General features: G+C 60.3%; 16 protein-coding genes. 8 read left to right on the top strand and 8 right to left on the bottom strand.

Annotated elements, in window-relative coordinates; translation table 11 throughout:
- Positions 1-18: 18 nt before the first annotated feature.
- From dmpG to CTP10_RS35295, 5 genes are read right to left on the bottom strand one after another with little or no spacing between them, the layout of a single operon-like run.
- The gene (gene dmpG, locus CTP10_RS35315; protein WP_116323235.1) at positions 19-1,044 is read right to left on the bottom strand and encodes a 4-hydroxy-2-oxovalerate aldolase; all 1,026 of its coding nucleotides are present in this window, start codon (positions 1,042-1,044) and stop codon (positions 19-21) included.
- Positions 1,041-2,003 carry an acetaldehyde dehydrogenase (acetylating) gene (locus CTP10_RS35310; protein ID WP_116323234.1) on the bottom strand — a complete coding sequence of 321 codons (963 nt, stop codon included), beginning with the start codon at positions 2,001-2,003 and terminating at the stop codon, positions 1,041-1,043. Before CTP10_RS35310 ends, dmpG begins: the two co-directional genes overlap by 4 nt.
- A 35-nt stretch (positions 2,004-2,038) precedes the next feature.
- Positions 2,039-2,806, bottom strand: coding sequence for a 2-keto-4-pentenoate hydratase (locus tag CTP10_RS35305; protein ID WP_116323233.1), 768 nt, complete (start codon positions 2,804-2,806; stop codon positions 2,039-2,041).
- Entirely contained in the window at positions 2,803-3,606 is an 804-nt protein-coding gene (locus tag CTP10_RS35300; RefSeq protein ID WP_116323232.1) for a 2-keto-4-pentenoate hydratase, read from the bottom strand. The genes CTP10_RS35305 and CTP10_RS35300 overlap by 4 nt, the downstream gene beginning before the upstream one ends.
- Entirely contained in the window at positions 3,603-3,896 is a 294-nt protein-coding gene (locus CTP10_RS35295; RefSeq protein WP_233528418.1) for a tautomerase family protein, read from the bottom strand. Before CTP10_RS35295 ends, CTP10_RS35300 begins: the two co-directional genes overlap by 4 nt.
- 33 nt (positions 3,897-3,929) lie before the next feature.
- Between CTP10_RS35295 and CTP10_RS35290 the strand changes: the two genes are divergently transcribed.
- Entirely contained in the window at positions 3,930-4,835 is a 906-nt protein-coding gene (locus CTP10_RS35290) for a LysR family transcriptional regulator (protein WP_116323231.1), read from the top strand.
- A 16-nt stretch (positions 4,836-4,851) separates the two neighbouring features.
- On the opposite strand, the gene CTP10_RS35285 is transcribed toward CTP10_RS35290, so the two are convergent.
- Positions 4,852-5,763 (bottom strand): LysR family transcriptional regulator, encoded by a 912-nt coding sequence (locus CTP10_RS35285; RefSeq protein WP_116323230.1) that lies wholly within the window; start codon positions 5,761-5,763, stop codon positions 4,852-4,854.
- A 112-nt stretch (positions 5,764-5,875) separates the two neighbouring features.
- On the opposite strand from CTP10_RS35285, the gene CTP10_RS35280 reads away from it, so the two are divergent.
- Together CTP10_RS35280 and CTP10_RS35275 are read left to right on the top strand one after the other, a co-directional pair.
- Positions 5,876-6,850, top strand: a complete 975-nt coding sequence (locus CTP10_RS35280) for a Bug family tripartite tricarboxylate transporter substrate binding protein (RefSeq protein WP_158577749.1) — start codon at positions 5,876-5,878, stop codon at positions 6,848-6,850.
- A gap of 28 nt (positions 6,851-6,878) precedes the next feature.
- Positions 6,879-7,403, top strand: a complete 525-nt coding sequence (locus CTP10_RS35275) for a GlcG/HbpS family heme-binding protein (protein WP_116323228.1) — start codon at positions 6,879-6,881, stop codon at positions 7,401-7,403.
- A 52-nt stretch (positions 7,404-7,455) separates the two neighbouring features.
- Here the strand turns inward: CTP10_RS35275 and CTP10_RS35270 are convergent, their stop codons facing one another.
- Positions 7,456-8,301: a TrmB family transcriptional regulator gene (locus CTP10_RS35270; protein ID WP_116323227.1), complete on the bottom strand. Its 846-nt coding sequence runs from the start codon at positions 8,299-8,301 to the stop codon at positions 7,456-7,458.
- 207 nt (positions 8,302-8,508) lie between these two features.
- Between CTP10_RS35270 and CTP10_RS35265 the strand changes: the two genes are divergently transcribed.
- From CTP10_RS35265 to CTP10_RS35245, 5 genes are all read left to right on the top strand, one after another.
- The gene (locus CTP10_RS35265) at positions 8,509-9,234 is read left to right on the top strand and encodes an RraA family protein (RefSeq protein ID WP_116323226.1); all 726 of its coding nucleotides are present in this window, start codon (positions 8,509-8,511) and stop codon (positions 9,232-9,234) included.
- Between the two features lie 12 nt (positions 9,235-9,246).
- Positions 9,247-10,266 (top strand): D-2-hydroxyacid dehydrogenase family protein, encoded by a 1,020-nt coding sequence (locus CTP10_RS35260; protein WP_116323225.1) that lies wholly within the window; start codon positions 9,247-9,249, stop codon positions 10,264-10,266.
- A complete protein-coding gene (locus CTP10_RS35255) occupies positions 10,263-11,240 on the top strand; it encodes a Bug family tripartite tricarboxylate transporter substrate binding protein (RefSeq protein ID WP_116323224.1) in 978 nt (325 codons plus the stop codon). Before CTP10_RS35260 ends, CTP10_RS35255 begins: the two co-directional genes overlap by 4 nt.
- A 26-nt stretch (positions 11,241-11,266) precedes the next feature.
- A complete protein-coding gene (locus tag CTP10_RS35250) occupies positions 11,267-12,055 on the top strand; it encodes an SDR family NAD(P)-dependent oxidoreductase (protein ID WP_116323223.1) in 789 nt (262 codons plus the stop codon).
- A gap of 288 nt (positions 12,056-12,343) precedes the next feature.
- Positions 12,344-12,553 carry a tautomerase family protein gene (locus tag CTP10_RS35245; RefSeq protein WP_116323222.1) on the top strand — a complete coding sequence of 70 codons (210 nt, stop codon included), beginning with the start codon at positions 12,344-12,346 and terminating at the stop codon, positions 12,551-12,553.
- Between the two features lie 219 nt (positions 12,554-12,772).
- Here CTP10_RS35245 and CTP10_RS35240 read toward each other — a convergent pair whose 3' ends face one another.
- Complete coding sequence (locus tag CTP10_RS35240) at positions 12,773-16,195, bottom strand: AAA family ATPase (RefSeq protein WP_116323221.1); 3,423 nt, start codon at positions 16,193-16,195, stop codon at positions 12,773-12,775.
- Positions 16,196-16,629 lie beyond the last annotated feature (434 nt).

Genomic DNA, 16,629 nt, shown 5'->3' with positions numbered 1-16,629 from the left:
CACAACGCCCGGCCGCGCTCACCGAGGCGTGGCGTCCCGCAGCAGATCCAGCGCCACATCGACGATCATGTCCTCCTGGCCGCCTACCATCTTGCGGCGACCAAGTTCGACCAGGATGTCCACGGTCTTGAGGCCATACTTGTCGGCCGCGATTTCCGCGTGGCGCAGGAAGCTGGAATAAACGCCGGCATAGCCCAACGCAAGCGTTTCGCGGTCTACGCGGACCGGGCGATCTTGGAGCGGACGGACCAAGTCGTCCGCCGCATCCATGAGGCCGTACAGGTCGCAGCCGTGACTCCACCCCTGGCGTTCCGCAGCGGCGATAAATACCTCCAGCGGGGCATTGCCCGCACCGGCACCCATCCCGGCAAGGCTCGCGTCAACGCGTGTGCAACCCTCCTCGAGCGCAATCAGGGAGTTCGCGACCCCGAGGCTCAGATTGTGGTGCGCGTGGATACCCGTTTCTGTCTCCGGATTCAGCACGTCCTTGAATGCACGGAAGCGGTCGCGGACGTCGCTCATTCCCAATGCACCGCCCGAATCAACGACATATACGCATGTCGCGCCGTAGCTTTCCATCAGCTTCGCTTGTGTTGCGAGATTCTGCGGCGTTGTCATGTGACTCATCATCAGGAAGCCGACGGCGTCCATACCGAGCTCACGTGCGTATTCCAGGTGCTGGCGTGAGACGTCCGCCTCGGTGCAATGTGTCGCCACGCGGACCACTCGAGCGCCGGCATCAAACGCATTGCGCAGATCATGAGTGGTCCCGATGCCCGGTAGCAATAGCGTCGCAATTGCCGCGCTCTGTACTGACTCCGCTGCGGCCGCAATCCAGGCGACGTCCGTGTGGGCGCCAAAGCCGTAATTGAAGCTGGATCCTTCCAGCCCGTCGCCATGCGCGACCTCTATACTGTCGACGCCGGCCCGATCCAGCGCTGCGGCGATCGCCTTCACATTGTCGAGGCTGTACTGATGGCGTACTGCGTGGCTGCCGTCGCGCAGCGTGACATCCGAGACGTAGATTCGCTTGCTGTCGTTCATTGCGTGCAATCCTTTGCGCTACGCGCGATGCCCGCGGCCATGCGGCGACGCGCCATGAGGTCTCCACAGGCCAACGCCGCGGAGGTCATGATGTCCAGATTTCCCGCATAGGCGGGAAGATAGTGCGCCGCCCCTTCCACCTCGAGGAATACCGAGGTTTTGAGCCCATGGCGCAGGCCGAGCCCTGACACATTGATCGGCTTGTCTGCAGGAATGTCGTCAAACTGGACCGCCTGCTTCAGACGGTAGCCCGGTACGTAAGACTGAACGGCCGTCACCATGTTGGCGATGCTTTGTTCCACGGCTTGACGGTCGGCCGGTTCCGAAAGCACGAAGACCGTATCGCGCATGATCAAAGGCGGCTCCGCCGGATTCAGCACGATGATGGCCTTGCCGCGTTCGGCTCCACCAATCTGCTCAATCGCCTTACGAGTCGTCTCGGTGAACTCGTCGATGTTTGCGCGTGTGCCGGGTCCCGCGGACTTGCTCGCTATCGATGCAACGATCTCGGCATAGTGGACCTTGGCGACGCGCGACACGGCGGCCACCATTGGAATCGTCGCTTGCCCACCGCACGTGACCATGTTCATGTTCGGCGAATCCACCTCCTCGAGATTGATTGCCGGAATGACATACGGGCCGATCGCCGCGGGCGTGAGATCGATGACCTGCACGCCTGCACGTTGCAGGACCTCATTGTGGCGCGCGTGAGCGCTTGCAGATGTCGCATCGAAGACGATATCGATACCACGGAATGCATCGAGTCGAAGCAGTCCTTCGATACCGTCGGATGTCGTGGCTACGCCGAGCCGGGATGCCCTGGCCAGGCCATCCGACGTTGGATCGACGCCGACCATGGCGCCCATTTCAAGATACTTGCTGTTGCGCATGACCTTGATCATCAGATCGGTGCCGATATTGCCCGGACCAATGATCGCAACCTTTACCTTTTGCTGCATGTCTGTCTCCATAGAACTCAGTGTCGTCGTGCGTGTCAGTTGTCGACGCGAAAGCCCGCGCGTCCAAACCGCTCCATTTCGACGGAGACATACTGCCCTGGCCTGAACCACTCGGCGTGAGTCGCGCCACCGGCCATCACGATCCATCCGGCTTGCAGTGGCTCATCGGCGAGTTCGGCAAGACGCGCTGCAGCGACCAGCGAACGCAACGGGTGTCCGAGCAAGGCGGCCGTGGAGCCGGCCTGTACCGTGCGCCCGTCGATCGACAGCGTGAGGCCGAGGTTCGAGAAGTCCTGGCGTGGGTCCTGCCATGGCCCGATGACAAAGCCGCTTGAGGAGGCGTTATCTGCAATGACCTCGGGAAGCGAGAATTTGAAGTCCTGATAGCGCGAATCGATGATTTCGAGAGCGGGCGCGATGGCTTCCACGGCAGCGAGCGCCTGCGCTGGGGTGACCTGCCCGTAAAGCGGCGCGCGCAGGACGAAGGCGAGTTCTGGCTCGACGCGTGGATGCACGAAGCGGGAGAAGTCGATTGTCGAACCTTCTTCAATCAGCATGCCGGAGGTCAACCGTCCCCAGATGACGTCGGACAGGCCCATCTGTAGCATCTTGGCGCGGCTGGTAAAACCCATCTTTACGCCAACGCGCTTTTCGCCGCGATCCAGTCGGTATCGGATGGATGTGCGCTGCACTTCGTAAGCTTCAGCGAGGGACATCGCCCCCTCAGGATCGAATTGGGCGACGGCCTGCGCGTGCTGCGCGGCTTCATCGAGAATGCGTGCGAAGCGGGAATACTGGCTCATGCTGCCCCCTCGGTCGTTTGGCCGAATACGGCTCTGACGGACCCGAGGCCGCTGATGCGAGCCTCGAATATGTCGCCTGCGCGGACCGTGGCCATCGGACCCAATGCACCTGAAAGGACGACCGAACCTGCCTTCAAGGGTGTGCCGAAGCCGGCCATCGTGCGGGCAAGCCATACGACGGCGTTCAGAGGGTTGCCCAGGCATGCGGCGCCGGCGCCCGTCGACACGAGGTCACCGGCGCGCTCGAGTACCATTCCGCACAGACGCAGGTCGATCTCGCCGAGTTTTTTCGGCGTGGTGCCGAGCACGAAAGCCGAGGAGGAGGCGTTGTCGGCGATGGTATCGGCGATGCGAATGTTCCAGTCTGCAATCCGGCTTCCCACGACTTCCAGCGCAGGCAGCAGGTATTCCACGGCGTTGAGGACGTCCAGCGGTCCTGGATTCTGCATCGTCAGATCCCGTCCCAGCACGAACGCGATCTCAGCCTCGATCTTGGGCTGCGTGAGCGTCTCGAAAGGGATCGGCTCGCTATCGCCATAGCACATGTCATCAAACAGCATGCCGAAGTCCGGCTGATCAACGCCGAGCTGCCTCTGCACCGCGACGGAGGTGAGGCCGATCTTGCAACCCACCATGCGATGACCATCGTCACATTTCTGCATCGTGTTGAGACGCTGGATTGCGTAAGCAGATTCGATGGTGATGTCTGGATAGCTCTCGCGTAACGGGGCGATGTACTCGCGCGTTTGCGCCGCTTGCCGCAATGCAAGGGCAGCCGCTGCGATTTCGGTCGGCTTCATTGGGATACCTCCTTTGTGAGGGGGGGCTCGTCCTTGGCGCGATCACCAACGACCCAGTGCGCGGGTTCTACGGGCGTGGCGAACACGCGGATCGATTCAAGCGGGACGCCCAACGTCTCATGAACGGTTTGTGCAACTGCCTTAAGGCAGCGCTTCACGACGGCCTCATCCCGACCGCTGACAAGGGAGATATGAACGATTGGCACAGCGAGCCTCCTAAAGATCTGGAGAAAGTATTGCGGCGCGCTGCCATGCCAGTCCAATACTGATTTCGCGTCCGGTGATACCATTCCGGTATCGTAAATCCGGCCGAAGGGACAACCATGGACGTGCGGCAGATGCGTTACTTCCTGGCAGTGGCCGAAGAGCTCAACTTTGGCCGGGCCGCTGAGCGGTTGCACATGGCGCAGCCCCCTTTGACGCGACAGATCCGCGCGTTAGAGGAGCAGATCGGCACGCGGCTGTTTGAGCGCGGGAATCGCGGGACAGAGCTCACCGAGGCGGGGAAGCGGCTGATGCAGGACGTCCCCAACATTCTGGCGCTGACCCAGCTGGCGGAAGAGCAGGCCAGGCTCGCAGGCGCAGGCCTGCTAGGGCGGCTCGATGTGGGAATTTTCGGCGCGGGGATCCTGAATGTGATCCCCCGCCTGTTGGCCCGGTTTCATACCGCGCGGCCGGAAGTCCAGATCGGTCTTCACAACATGACGAAGAGCGAGCAGATCGTTGGGCTGCGGGAGCGCCGCATCACGGTTGCGTTTAACCGCCTGGTTCCCGAAGAAGAGGACCTGATTGTGGAACCGGTTCTGCGCGAGCCCTATCTGGTCGCACTTTACGAGGGCCATGCCCTGTGCTGCCGTGCTGCCATTTCAATTGCCGATCTAGACAATGAGGCGATGATCCTTTACCCGAATCTTCCGTTGCATGGCATGGCGCAGGAGGTCGCGGAAGCGTTCCGGCTGGCAGGGGCCAGGCTGCGGATCGAGCAGGAGGTAGAGGACGTGGTGACATGTATCGCGCTGGTCGCCAGCCGGTTTGGACTTGCCGTCACGCCTGAGTCTGCAGCGAATCTCCGTTTGCCGGGGGTCGTGTACAAGCCTTTGAGAGACCCCAGGTTGCGCGACATTGAGCTGAGTTGTGTCTATCGCCGGGGGGACACGTCTGCCGTGCTGCAGGGATTTCTTGGCATCGTGCGTGACTACCAGAATGATCCTGGCGTGGTCACGCCATAGCGCAGGCGAGGCCGGGCTATGCCGTCACGGCGCACGAGAATGCTAAGGCTTCCTGCTGGATCGTTTCGATCAAGGCTTCTGCCGCCGGAGAGAGCGAGCCTGCGCCACGATGGATCAGAAACACCTCGCGCTCAACGACAGGATTGTCGAGCCGTTTCCAGGTGATTTTGCTTTGATCCGCCAGCACGGTCGCAGAGCCCGGAACGATCGCCACACCGAGGCCGGCCTTGACCAGGCCGATCAGCGTGCCGACATAGGTTGCCTCGAAGACCGGTTCGCCTTCCAGGCCGGCAGCGATCAGTCCATTGTCGGCAAGTTCTCTGAGCACGCTGCCACGTGGCAACGCCAGCAAGGGCATGTCCCGCAGATCGGACCAGTTTAGTTGCGCCTTTTCCGCAAGCGCATGGCCGATAGGAAAGACCGCGGCGAGGGGTTCACGGAACAATATAGTTGCGTGCACACCGTCGGGAGTCGAGCCGAATGTCCCGATACCGATATCCGCCGCGGAGTTCGCTACCTGGGGCAGCACCTGATCTGGCAGCGAGTCTTTGAGCAGTAGCTCGATGCCGGGGTAGCGCGAACGGAACGCGGCAATCACGCTCGGCACAAAAGTACTCGACAGAACCAGCGGCGCGGTCAGCACCACGCGGCCGCGCCGCCTGGCCACCAATTCGCCCACATTTGTGACGACGTGGCTAACGTCTCCGAGAATACGTTCGGCCCCTGCAAAGAGATCCTGCCCGATTTCCGTTAATGCCACCGAGCGTGTGGAGCGGTCCAGCAATTTGGCATTGAGGGCTTCCTCGAGATCGCGGACCAGCAGACTCACGCTTGACTGGGTGAGATGCATGGACTCCGCCGCCTTGGTGAAGCTGGCATAGCGCGCGACCAATACGAGCGCTTGCAGTTGCTTTAGAGTCACATTCATTGATATTTTCAATATATCGATAGGTATAAGTCGTTTGAATTATAGATGGGCCGGGTATTAAATGCTGGCAACGGGTGCCATGACACATGGACATCCCACTCAGGAGACAGGAATGCTACGTCGTGCCCTTATTTGTGGTCTTTCCACGGCCTTTGCACTCGGCTTTCCGCTCGGTGCATTGGCGGAACAAGCTTTCCCCGACCGTCCCATCAAGCTCACTGTTGGCTTCGCCGCGGGCAGTTCAGCGGATGTCGTGTCACGCATCGTGGCGAAACGCGCGGGGGAAATCCTCAAGCAGCCTTTGGTGGTCGACAACCGTCCCGGTGCGAGCAGTTCCGCGGCAGCCCGTGCCGTCGCTGCGTCGCCGCCGGACGGCTACACGCTCTTCATCGTGACGGTGGCCAACGCGATCAATGCGAACTCGCGAGGCACTGTGGGCGTGGACCTGCCCAAATCGTTTGTGCCCATCACGCTCCTTGGCCGCGTGCCGAACGTGCTGGTCGTCCATCCTTCCCTAAACGCCAAGTCTCTGCAGGACTTCATCTCCTTGGCGAAATCGAAGCCCGGTCAACTGAGCTACGCGTCGTCTGGCATTGGTACTTCGCCTCACCTGGCAGCGCTGATGTTCAACAAGGTCGCCGGGGTGGAAATGCTCCACGTTCCCTACAAGGGTAGCTCCGAAGCCATGACGGATCTGCTTGCGGGGCGGGTCAATGTCATGTTCGCGCCGGCATCGACCGTGATGCGCTATGTCAGTGACGGCAAGTTGACAGCGTTGGCCACGGCCGGTGCGCATCGCTCGCCAGCAGCACCGAAGCTCGCAACGCTGGCTGAGCTTGGGCTGCGCAACTTTGAATCATCGGTGTGGTTCGGCGTCGTGGCACCCGCAGGCACATCGGCCGCTGTACAAACGAAACTTGTGGAGGCATTCCACGAAGCGCTTAAGTCAGACGAGGTGAAGGCGCAGTTGGGCGCGCAAGGGTTCGAAGTGGAGGGCATGGCGCCGCAAGCCTTTGCGAAATACATGCTGCAGGAGACGGACAAATGGGGGCGCGTCATAAGGGACGCGGGTATCACACTCAACTAAACGATCAACCAAGGAAGGAAGCGTAGCAATGGAAAAGCTCACAGCACTGGAGTGCCGGGAATTCATCAAGGTCGTGGTCGAAAAGGCCACCGAGATGCGGGTTCCCATCACGGTGGCGGTTGTTGGTCCGGAGGGCCACTTGATCGCGCTTGAACGAATGGACGACGCCGGCTTTATCACACCGGACACCGCAAAGGCAAAGGCCTTCACAGCGGCGGCTTTCCGCTCGATGAGCCCGCGCTTCCCGGATGGCCTGGTCATCCAGCAGTGGTTCAAGGAGCGCAATCCCCAGATGCTGGCAAACGCATCGGTATTCACCAACGGCCAGGTCGTGGCCTCCGGTGGCTGCGCTCCCGTGTTCAAGAACAACGTGATGGTTGGCGCTTACGGCATCAGCGGTGGCACTTCGGACCAGGATGAAGTCATCGCGCGCTATGCCCGCGCCAAGGTGGGCTGGTCTCACCTGCCGGCTGATGATGACACGCCCGATGACGTCAGAGAGCACATCAACACCATCTACGCGAAAGTCGGCTTGGAGGAGCGTAACCTGTAACACGCCCCCAAGGGTCATGATGGAGGCGGGCCCCAACGCCCGCCTCCATCGATCATACAGTCTGCTTCTTGGCCAGGCGTAGCCCCATATCAGCCGGCCGGTACTTTTCGCGCAATGCGGAAAGATGCTCGCCAAACAGCGAGTCCAGGGTAGGTCCAATCCTTGAGTACATCTCAGCGAGATAGACCTCGTGCGTGATCATCGTTTCGACGACGTAGACCAGCGAGGGGTTGCTCGCAAACGACGCAGAAGCGTCGGCGGTATAGGAGGCAATGATGAAGCTCTCGCTGTCCACCGTCATCGTGAAAACGACATCGCTTGCCCCGCGATGGGCTCCACGTCCCTCATGCAGGAACACGCTGAAGCGCGGGTCTGCGCGCAGCGCACTATCGTCTTCTCCAAACACGATCAGAATGATCTGCGCGCCCCGGTTGGCTGCCGCTGTGAGCATGGGCAACCTGGGCACAATCATTTCCGCTGGCGCCTTGACCCACACATGGCGTTGCGCGCCGGTGATCATCTCGTCGATTTTCGAATCGATTTGCGCAGTGCCGCGATATGCCCAGACATAGACATTGGTGTCTGGCTGTGTCCGTTGCTTAATCGCTTCGGCAACCCCGGTGCATAGCTCGGTTGTCTCCTTTGCACGCCGACCGAAGAACTCGGCGGGATCGACGGGTACGTACTTCGCCGGGCGACGCATGACCTCTTGAACCGCGCCCTTGGCAGCGAGTGAGTCCAGCACAGCATACGCATTGGCCTTCGGGAGACCGGACCGTTGAGCCACCTCGTATGCGGTCGCAGGCGACGCGTCGGACAGCGCGATGTAGGCCCTCGCCTCATGGTCCGTAAAACCGAGTCCCTGCAATGACTTCTTCAACTGTTCATCCGACTGCACTCAAATTTCTCCTTTCATGGCGATGGCTAGGGCCACCTTGTGGTCTCGCCAAGAGAACACAGTGTACCGCGTCTCGTGATTTACCCTATGGGTAGTTGCAGTTACTACTACCCGATGCTACAGTGGACCTATTGAAATGCAGCAGCTGTGTGTCATGCATGCTGTCAAGCCGCAATAACCTCCCATATCTAATTGGAGCGAGACGTTATGGAAGAGAAAAAGCTGACGGGAAAAATCGCTCGCGAGCGCATCCGTTTAATGGAGGCACCGCGTCCCGATCCAAATTTGATCGAGGGATTCAAGGGGCTCGGGCACGCGAGCGGAATTTTGTCGGACATTATGGACGAGCTCGGTATCACGGGAGTGCTACCGGCCTCGCTTTACCGCCCGACCATTTCCGACGCATGTATCGTTGGACCGGCGCTCACGGTGCGCAACATCATGCAGCGGGAGCATGCGTACGAGACGGCCAAGGCTCACGTGAATAAGATGGCTGAGTTTGAAGCCCACAATCTGGCCCACCGCGGCGAAGTATTGGTTATTGCCGGCGTGTCCGGTGTGTCCAATATTGGTGGCATCTCGGCGCAAACGGGCAAGCGTCAAGGCGAGGCTGGCGCCATTGTCAGCGGCGGTATTCGTGACGTCGATCATTCTCGCAGCGTGGGGTACCCGATTTGGTCCACTGAAGTCACACCAATAACTGGAAAATGGCGAATTGAATCGGTCGAAATTAACGGTGACATCGAACTACACGGTGTTCGTGTGTCGCCTGGCGATATTGTATTCGCCGACGAAACTGGCATTTGCTTCATCCCGCAGTCGCGCGCTGCCGAGGTCCTGGATTTGGCCAGGAAAAAATTTCAGGCGGAAGAGAGAAAATGTGCGCTGATTGACCAGGGCACGTTGATCCCCGATTTGCCAAGCAACGCTTGACCGGGGGCAGGGATGAAAATCGCGATTTTGGATGATTACTCGAATATCGTGCAGCAGCTTGAATGTTTCAAGCTGCTGAAAGACCACGAAGTTTCGGTATATAGCGACTACGTGAACGATCTCGACCGCCTCGCGCAGTGGCTGCGTGGCGTGGAAGCTCTGGTGCTACTACGCGAACGCACTCCCGTGGGCGACGCGTTGCTCTCCAGACTGCCCGATTTGAAACTGATCAGTCAGAATGGACACGTGCCGCACATCGATATCGAGGCTTGTACGCGCCATGGCGTCGTTGTCAGCTCCACATTGACGTCGCGACCGTCTTATGCGGCGGCTGAGCTGACTTGGGGCCTGATCCTCGCCGCAACCCGTCACATCCCATACGAAGTGCAGGCCCTGAAGCATGGGCGATGGCAGAGCACGATCGGCCGCGGTCTGCGGGGGCGGACGCTTGGCATTCTTGGCTATGGCCGCATCGGCAAGGTGATCGGCCAGTATGCACGTGCCTTCGAAATGAGCGTCTTGGTGTGGGGGCGCGAGCGCAGCCAGGCGCAGGCCAGTGAAGACGGACACGCGGTTGCGCAGAGCCGGGAACAGTTGTTCCAGGAATCAGATGTCTTGTCGCTACATGTACGCCTCACCCCTGAAACGCGGGCTAGCGTGACGGCGTCGGACCTCCAGTTGATGAAGCCGACGTCTTTGCTGGTGAACACCAGCCGAGCAGAACTCATAGCCCCTGGAGTACTGGCCACAGCGCTGCAAGCGGGTCGGCCCGGCATGGCTGCCGTCGACGTGTTCGAGCAAGAACCGGCCCTGGATGCTGACAATCCTCTGCTGCAATTGCCCAACGCTATTTGCACTCCGCATCTCGGCTACGTCGAGATGGACAACCATGAGACAGCGTACGGTAACGCATTCAGGCAAATCCTTGCTTACGCGGACGGGGCGCCCATCGCCGTTCACAATCCCGGCGCCGCAAGCGGTTTCGAATCGATTCAATTGGCACATTCGTCTCACCAACGGGAGTTGTCATGATTGGTCGTAACTTGCTGAAGCTAGGCGCCGTCGTGTCCTGTTGTCTCCTTGCTATGTCTGGAGCACTGGCACAGGATCCAGCTTTTCCGTCAAAGCCCGTGCGCGTCATCGTACCGTTCACTGCAGGTGGAAGCCCCGATCTTCTTGCGCGAACAGTCGGGCAAAAACTGACGGAAATGTGGGGGCAACCGGTCGTGGTCGAAAACTATCCAGGTGCTGGGGGGGCGGTCGCGGCGAGGATGGTGGCTCGCGCACCAGCAGACGGTTATACCTGGCTTGTCGCTCCAAATAGCGTGCTCGTCTTTGCTCCGCTCATTGGGCCGGTACCGTATGACACGCAGAAGGACTTTGCGCCGATTGGCATGGGGATTTCGGTCCAGAACCTTCTCGTCGTGAACCCATCCCTTCCGGTCCACAACGTGCCTGAGCTGCTGGCGTTGGCAAGGTCCAGGCCAAACGAGCTCACTTATGCATCGGGGGGCGCGGGTTCGCCGCAAAACTTCTCGTTGGAGCTGCTGAAAAGCATGACCGGCACGTCGATCCGCCACATTCCGTACAAAGGCTCCCAGGCTGCACTGACCGATTTGCTTGGTGGACGCGTCGACATATTCCTGAGTCAGGCCAATTCGCTGCTTCCGATGATTAAGGCAGGAAAGCTGCGCCTGCTCGCGGGCACAGGTGCGAAGCGATACAAGTCCTTTCCCAATGTCCCTGCGGTAGCCGAGACCATTCCAGGCTATTCCGTGGATATTTGGTCCGGGTTCGTCGCACCAACCGGCACGCCAGCGAAGGTAATCGAAAAGGCGAACGCGGACCTGCTGAAGGTACTTGCGATGAAGGACGTGCAGGCCATTTTCGAGGCCCAAGGCGTCGAAGCACGCCCCAGCTCTCCACAGGAAATGGCAACGATCATCAAGAACGACACAGCCAGGTGGGCAAAGGTCGTGAAGGAAGCCAACATCAAGGCTCAGTGATTCTTAAACCGATACGGAGTAATGATATGGATCTCGATCTGAAAAACAGGGTTGTCATCATCACAGGCGGAAGCCGGGGGATCGGTCTGGCGTGCGCGCGTGCGTTCGCGGCCGAGGGCGCCAAGGTGGGCATTATCTCCCGCGAGCCAACCGGGTTGCGGGCTGCAGTGGATGCCTTGGGCCAGGCGGGACATGCAGTGGCAGCAGAGCCTGCCGACCTGCAGGACCCTGACAGCGCGGAAGCGGCGTTCCGAGCGATTGAAGGCCGGCTGGGTCCGGTCGATGTTCTGATTAACTCCGCTGGCGGCGCAAAGCGCGTTGTGCCAGCGGAACTGAACGCCAAGGCTTGGCGAGTTGCAATGGACGCGAAGTACTTCACGTACATGCACGCTATCGACGCAGCATTGAAAACAATGGTGTCGCGCCGGCAGGGGGCCATTGTCAACATCATTGGGACGGGCGGGAAGATTGCCAGTCCGCTCCATCTGCCTGGAGGGGCAGCGAATGCTGCGCTGATGCTGGTCTCGTCAGGACTCGCCAACGCATGGGGCAAGCACAACATCCGCGTGAATGCCATTAATCCCGGCGCCACCTATACCGACCGGGTCAAGAATGCGCTGGAAACCGAATCCAGGCTTACCGGAAAGTCCGAAGCTGAACTGCTAAAGGCGAACGAGGATCGGATCCCGCTCGGCAGATACGCCCACCCGGAAGAAGTAGCGCGGACTGCGTTATTCCTCGCGTCGAATTGCGCAAGCTACGTGACTGGGGCGTTGGTCACCATGGATGGTGCTCTGAATCCGATGGTGGTGTGAGCGCAAGCATGTTTGTCGAGGGCGGCGCGGGTATGCAACTGGGAGCCGGTCCGCCTCGTGGCTCGGTATGGCACTCGGCCTGCGTCACGTCTTCTGCAACGATGCTACGAATAAGGTCGCAATCGCTTGTTCGCGGAGCAACAAAGCCCAAAGGGTGAGCGCGTGAGCGTGGGGGCTACGCGCTACGATCGAGACCTCAACATATGAGCGGTCCAAGGCTGGTGGCAATCCAGAAAAGATGCGCCAGAGCCGGCCACTTTCCCATCCCGTTTCACTTGGAGAACCGTAATGCCGATCATTCAAATTATCATGGTCAAAGGTCGTCCCGATGAGCTCGTCAAGCATTGCATCAAGGGCATCGCGAATACAGTTCACGAGACCCTCGGGGTACCGCTTGAAAGCGTACGCGTCATTGCGTGTGAGGTCCCAGCCACGCACTGGGCTGCGGGGGATGTGACCAAGGATGAGCAGCGTGCGCAAAACGGCGTTCCGCAATAGGACACCGTCTCGGCGTGTTCCCTGCCGTCGCGGAGTGCTAGGAGCAGGGAAAGCGAATACCGTGCCGGTATCTTCCCGCTGCCGCGAGAAGCCAAAAAGGCGAGAGACTGACGCGGGATGAATGGCGGCAGCAGGCCACCGCCACGGTCTACGTGGAGAGGGCGACAGGATGTATGAAGGCCTGCTACTAGCGTGAACGGGCCCCGACGTAGCTCCTTGTCACAGACGCTCAAGTAGTCTCTCGGCTTGCCACAAGTCAGCGGTGTCGAAGCCTTCCGTGAAGGAGCCGCGAATTTCGGCAAGCATCTGCCGCGCTGCTGCCGTCTTGCCTTGTCGTTGCCAAAGCCGAGCCAAGCTCAGCACCGCTCGCAGCTCCAGCGACATGGCACGTTGGTGGCGCGCCACTGCGATGGCTTTGTGAAAACACACTTCCGCCTTGTCGTCGCCCGCGGATCGATCGGTCCGGGCGCTTGGCTCATGAACCAGCAGTTCACCCTTGAGTCGATGCAGCTCCGCTTCGTAGTAGCGCTCCCCGGTCCTGTCCAGCATGGCCATTGCCTCGACCAGGGTATTCTGGCCTGCCTCGGCTTGCCCTGCGTTCCCATAGGTTTCAGCCAGCAGGGCCAGAAAGTATGACCTTCCAAGTTGTGCGCCCGTGGCCTGATAGGCGGTCAGGCCTCGACGCATTCGGGCAATTCCTTCCTCGCTATGTCCGAGCGAGGCCAGCGCCCAGCCCTGAAGGATAGTTCCCCACGCCAGGTGAAGCGGAAACCCCTGCTCGGTCGAAAGCGTGACGATCGCCTCGGCGCAGTCCATGGCCAGTTGCGCCTCATGCCGCAACTGATGTAGCTCGGTGGTAACAGCCAAGGTGTGGGCGAGGCCAAGAGGGTGAGAGGCACGAGCCAGGATGAGCGCCTCCTGGCTTCGCTTGATGGCCTGATCCGGATAGCCCAAGTACCACAGAATCAAGGCCAAGATCCTCCGGCCCTGCATCCCCGGGTGGTCCCGTCCGTGAAGAAAGGTCCCTCCGTCCGGCGGCTCTGCGTCGTGGAGGGTAACCGACTGCTGCACGTGGGTATGAGCCATACCGAGTTCGCCCAAACGAAACAGAGTCACCCCGCGCAAAAAATGAGCCTGCATCAGCATCCCGGGGTTCTGTGAGTTTTCAGCTAAGCCGAGGAGTCGCTCCCCCAGCTCTTTTGCGGTCGCGTAGTCGGCACGCAATTGATAATAGGTCCGCAGCCCCATCTGCACTGAGAAGAGCTGCGAAGGTTCTCCAACCTGTTCGCACAATGCGAGCGCGCGAGTGTAGGTCGCCTCCACCTCCGGCGCGCCATAACCTCTTGCGGCCATCCAGGCCGGACCGATGTCCAGTTGTAGCGCGAGTTCTTGCTGGACCCGCTGGGGCGTGTCGGGCAGACGCTCGAGCATCGCCAGGGCCGCGCTGAGCTGTCGGATTGCTTCGAGACTGGCGGAACGCTGGAAGGCCTGTTGCCCGGCGCACTGCAGGTACTCCACGGCTTTCGGAATGTTGCCGCTCAGGCTGTAGTGGTGCGCGAGCTCGCTCCAATAGTCCTTGAGCCGACTATGGAAAAGCGTCTCGATGGCCTGTGCCGTGCGTTCGTGCAACACGCTACGCCGTTCCATGAGCATCGAGTTACCAGCGACTTCCTGAGTCAGTGCATGTTTGAACACATACTCCACCTCCGGAAATGCAGCCCGCTCGTAAATGAATTCTCCGGTCTCCAAGCGGGACAGCAGACGGCGTAGGTCGACTTCCGGCTGCCCGACGACCTGCCGGATCAGACTCAATGGAAACTCCCTGCCGATCACGGCAAGAATCTGCAGCAGCTCCTTTTCCGCGGTGGGCAGCCGGTCCATACGGGCCGCGAGCACGCCCTGCACAGTCGTCGGGATATGCAGCGCGGTCGGGGTCTTCTCGATCCGATAACGCCCAGGATCGCCGAGCAGCGCACCTTCCTCGACCAAGGTCTGGACCACCTCTTCGATGAAAAAAGGATTGCCCTCCGTCTTCTCGAGGACAAGCAGTTTGAGAGCCGTGAGCCCGGCATCATCACCGAGCAACTCGGTCAGCAGGCGCTGGGCGTCGACGGACCCCAAGGGATCCAGTCGCAGTTGGGTGTAGTCGTTTTTGAGGCCCCAGTCGTGCTGATATTCGGGCCGATAGTTCACGAGCAGGAGGATCCGGGCGTTTGGCACACACTCGATAAAAAACACGAGGAAAGCCTCGGTTTCGCTGTCCAGCCATTGCAGGTCCTCGAACACGATCTCGAGGGGCTCATTGATGCTTTCACGCACCAACAGTCGCGCAATTGCGTCGAATGTACGTTGACGCCGAATCTGCGGATCCATCTGCGCCAATACCGAACTCTGCCCGGCGACCCCCAGCAGGTAGAGCAGGTAGGGCACGATGCCTTCGAGACTATGGTCGAGGGTCAGCACGCGGCCGGTGACTTTCTCCCGGCACCTTCGCTCATCATCTTGGCTGGTGATCTGGAAGTAGTTCTTCAAGAGCTCGATCAACGGAAAATAGGCGAATGATCTGCCATGTGAGACCGAAAAAGTTTCCACCACCAGACAACCTCGCGGCGAGAGCCGTTTGAACTCATGGAACAGCCGCGACTTCCCAACCCCGGCTTCTCCCACGACGCCGACGATTTGCCCGTGTCCGGCCTTGACCTCATCCATCGCCTTATGCACTTGCTCCAACTCCAACTGGCGGCCTACGAACCGGGCCAGCCCGCGTCGCGTGGCAACTTGCAGTCGTGTGCGCAACAAGCCGAGGCCGAGTACTTCGTAGACGGCAAGCGGCTCGGGAACGCCCTTGATTTGAGTCGCGCCCAGGGCTTTGAACGCGAAATATCCCTCGGTCAGCTTATGGGTGGCCTCGCTCACGAGGATCGACGAGGGCGTGGCCATCGCCTCCAGTCGTGCAGCAATATGGATCGTGTGCCCTACCGGGTCGTAGTCCGTGTGAAGATCGTCCTTGCGGATCGAGCGCACCATGACCTCGCCCGTATGGACACCGACGCGAATTTGCAGCGGCATGCCTCGGTCCAGGCGGGTCCGGCCGCTATGGCGGCGCATCGCTTCCTGCATGTGCAGCGCCGCATATAGTGCCCGCTGGGGATGGTCCTCGTGGGCAATCGGGGCGCCGAACAGGGCCAGGATCCCATCGCCCAGCGATTTCGCGACGAAGCCCTCGTAGTAATGCACGGCGTCCATCATAAGTTCGACGATGGGGGCGATCAGCTGGTGCGCTTCTTCCGGGTCCAGGTCGTGGATTAATGCTGTGGATCCAGCCATATCGGCGAAAAGCGCCGTGATGGTCTTGCGCTCACCGGCGGTTTCGCCGCGGGATTCCAGGGCCGCCTGCTCAGCCAGGATGCGAACGGCGAGGTGGGGAGGTGTGTAATGAATGGGCGCAGAAGCCGCTGGTTGAACAAGTGCGGACGCCGCTTGCAACGACGCGCTCACGGGCGCACCGCATTCGCTGCAGAACTTGGCGTTGGGACTCAGTTCGTGCCCACATTGCGGGCAGGTGTGCACAAGCCGAGCCCTGCATTGTTCGCAGAACGTGGTTCCTGCCGGATTCTCGAACCCGCAATTTGTGCAGTGCATAAGGCCTCTCGACGGCTTCGGACTCCTTCCAGACAATTAGAGGATCAATCGACTCGCGCATCAAGAACGCTTGGCCGACATTCGTGCAGAAGCGAGTTTTTGACAAGGCGCACAATCGGGGACTTGCTGCGGCCGCCGTCGCGGATAGGAGAAGAATGCGGCTCCTAGAGCCTAGGTTCCTGTGACTTGAACCTCGCCTCGGCCGGGTTCGCCGTTGCTGCGGCATCTACAACTTGCTGCCCCGGGATATCTTGATCCCTATGGCTTGCCTGCTGAGGCCGTATTGGCGCGCGAGGTTAGCAACGTAGTGCCAGACCTCGGCAACCTATAGGCCGCGGCGCGGGACGGACTGCGTCGCTGCCATGGCCACAAGACGATGGGCGCCTTATCCAGCAGGAGCCCGATATGGTGGTTCGACGCCGGTCGGGGCGTAC

Source organism: Cupriavidus sp. P-10, assembly GCF_003402535.2.
GTDB lineage: Bacteria > Pseudomonadota > Gammaproteobacteria > Burkholderiales > Burkholderiaceae > Cupriavidus.
This window is presented reverse-complemented; position numbering and strand designations above follow the sequence as displayed.